Raw genomic sequence first — 2,923 nt, forward strand, 5'->3', positions numbered from 1 at the left:
TGGATTTCAGCATAGTTCTCAGCCTTGCTTGGGTCTTTTTTGATAGACTGGGCAATGATGTCAAAGAGAGTCAAGTTATCATGGGCTGCGATGTATTGGATGACATCTCCAGGACTGTCTGCTTCAAAGTTGGTTGGTTGAGCAATGAGATTTTTAAAGACAGTGTTGATATCACGCTTGCCACCTGTGATAAAGGCAGGTTGACCTTCGTTTGGATAACCAGACTTGAGGTTGTTGCGGATGTCATCTGAGAAGACAGCGACAGTATCGGTATGTTTCATCCAATCTTGGTCAGCAGCTTTAGTAGGCATGTTTTCATCGCCAGCATAGGTTCTCCAACCTTCACCCAGCATGATTAGGTTTGGATTGAGGGCGCGTGCAGCCTTGTAAGCTTCTTCGATAGAAGCCGCATCGTGGTCTCCCATCATATCGAAACGGAATCCATCCACTTTGTAGGTATCAACTAGATATTTGATAGAGTCAACTAGGAGTCGTTTGGTCATATGGTGGGTTGTCCCCAAGCGTCCACCACCAAAGCTAGTTCGAGGTGTGCCATCTGCATCCATAAAGTGGTAGTAGTTTGGCTCTAGGTCTTCGAAGATATCGACCTTGGCTGTGTGGTTATAAACGACATCTAGGATAGCTCCCATGCCACGTTTGTGGATTTCATTGATGAGGTTTTTAAATTCTGCGATTCGTTTTTCTGGATTTTTAGGATCGCTTGAATACATACCAGTCAATGAGAAGTAGTTTTGAGGGTCATATCCCCAGTTGTAGTTGCTGTTGCTTGAAGCATAGTCAGATAAGCGTTCGTGGTTCTTCAACTCATTGACAAAGTAGTAAGACAAGACTGGAAGGAGCTGGATGTGGGTCACACCCAAGTCTTTGAGATAGTCTAGTTTTTCAATAAAGGCTTCAAAGGTACCAAATGGTTTGGTCAAGTCTTTTGCAATGGCAGGATCTGAAGTGAAGTCACGCACATGAGCTTCGTAGATAACGGCATCTTCACGAGTCTTGAAGTTGTGAATCTTACCATAAGTCAAGTCTTGAGGTCCTAGTTTAGCTGGATTTACAAAGGCGGCTTTAGCCACTTTATGGGAAGCGTCTGTTTTTGCAAGATCACTATTCCAAGCAGCGAGGGATTTAGCGTAAGGATCGAGTGCAAGAACAGTTTTACCCTGACGCTCGATTTGGTATTGATAATAGTAGCCAGTGAAATCTGTGATTCCTAATTTGTTTGTGCTATCTAGAGTTTGTTTCCAAGTTCCTCTTTCTCCTTTTTCAAGAGCGACAGTTCCAACTACTTTGTCAGGGTCATTCTTGTCGTAGACAACGACAGAAACCTTATCAGCACTTGGTGACCAGAGGGTCAAATCAACCTGTTTTCCTTCTTCTTTGAGATCGGCTCCAAGTTTGCCATCATAGCTATAAGTCTCATCTTTCAGACGCCAGCTTGTTTTGGTAGTGAAGTGGTCGGAATTGTAGCTAACAGTATAGGGATGTTTTGTGTCAGAGAAATCTCCGCTGTAGGTCACTTTCTTACCAGCTTCATCGATTGCAACATCGGTGATAGTTACTTTGTTTCCTAGGTGATTAGTGATGTTGGAGTGCTTGAGGATATCCTCTTTTTTAGCACCAACAAGTGTTGAAAAACTACTTTCAATGCTAGAAGTGCCTACGTGTTGGGCACCTGTCATACGGATATCATGAACATAGTATGGATTTGTGTAAATCGATTCGTCATCGTCTTTTAGGAAAATTTGGCTATGATTTTTCAAATCTGTGAACTTATAATCTTCTTTACGGATTTTCACATCGTCTCCTTGTTTGCTCTCATCTAATAGTAAAAATCCAAATTCTTTGGCGGCATCCTTAAGAGGAATGTCGATATAGCGGCCGTATTTGCCTGTAGCAGTAAAGTCTGTTCCGTCAGGCCATTGAGCGCTACTTGGATTTTTCACATCTCCCCAGTACCAGAGAGATTTCTTGTCATAGTTGCCATCTGTACGGTAGTAGTTGACGCGAACAGTTCCTGCAGGTTGTGGCTCGTAAGAGAAGACCTTGTAATCTTGGTCTAACCAAGCCTCATTCATCTTTGGTGCCAGTTTTTCTACAGATTTATCGCCGGTTAGATTTTTTCCAGCTGTATTGTTGATGAGAAAGCTAATTTTCTTAGCTTGTTCTCCCTTTAATTTGACATCTAGGTAGTAGCCGTAGTCGTCTTTTTTGGCATCCTTAAAGGACAAGGCTCCGTTTGGCCAATTTTCAGATGGTTTTTCAACATCATCCCAAGTCCATAGTCCTTGAGAATCCTTGTTTTCTTCAGGAAGTTTTTTGACATGGATACGGAAGTAGTTGTCTTCGATTGGCTCTTCTGCCTTAGTTTCAGTTGCTACTGGACTAGTAGAAGTAGTTGGCTCATTTGAACGATCTTGTCCGGTTTGTGGTGCTGAATCGGCTGAAGTTGCAGCAGGAGTTGTTGGCTCTGTTGCAGGTTTTTCTTCTGTTTTCTCTAGGGAAGCGTTTGCATTATTAGGTGAAGAAAAATCGCTTTCGTTCTTGCCAGCGATGTTTGTTGCATCAGTAAGAGGTTGGGCAAGGGCAGTAGTGGTTTCACTATTACTTGCGTTAGTGGTTAGTGTACTTTCGTTGGCTGAGATAGTTGACGTAGCCATAGCAAGTAGGACAAGGCTTGCGCCGATAAGGACAGAACCAGTTCCATTTTTGAGGGAACGGATGCTGTAGACCATTTTTTTCTCAGTTTGAGATGGTGTTTTTCTCATAATGATTCTCCAATCAATAAATTTCTATATCAGTATAGCATGTAGCAAAATAATATGCAAGCGTTTTCTTTGGTTTGTCAAAGAAATTCTTACTTTTGAGAAGTTTTCCGTATTATTTTATATATCAGTATAAATAATGG

At 42.0% G+C, this 2,923-nt stretch carries 1 protein-coding gene; it reads right to left on the reverse strand.

Annotated features, from left to right (window positions below):
• Window positions 1–2,783 (reverse strand): pullulanase (locus WKI42_RS09955; RefSeq protein ID WP_368081845.1); only part of this gene is annotated, 2,783 nt, incomplete at its 3' end.
• Window positions 2,784–2,923 lie beyond the last annotated feature (140 nt).

The sequence above is a fragment of the Streptococcus pseudopneumoniae genome, from assembly GCF_038148935.1.
Taxonomy (GTDB): Bacteria; Bacillota; Bacilli; order Lactobacillales; family Streptococcaceae; genus Streptococcus; species Streptococcus pseudopneumoniae_U.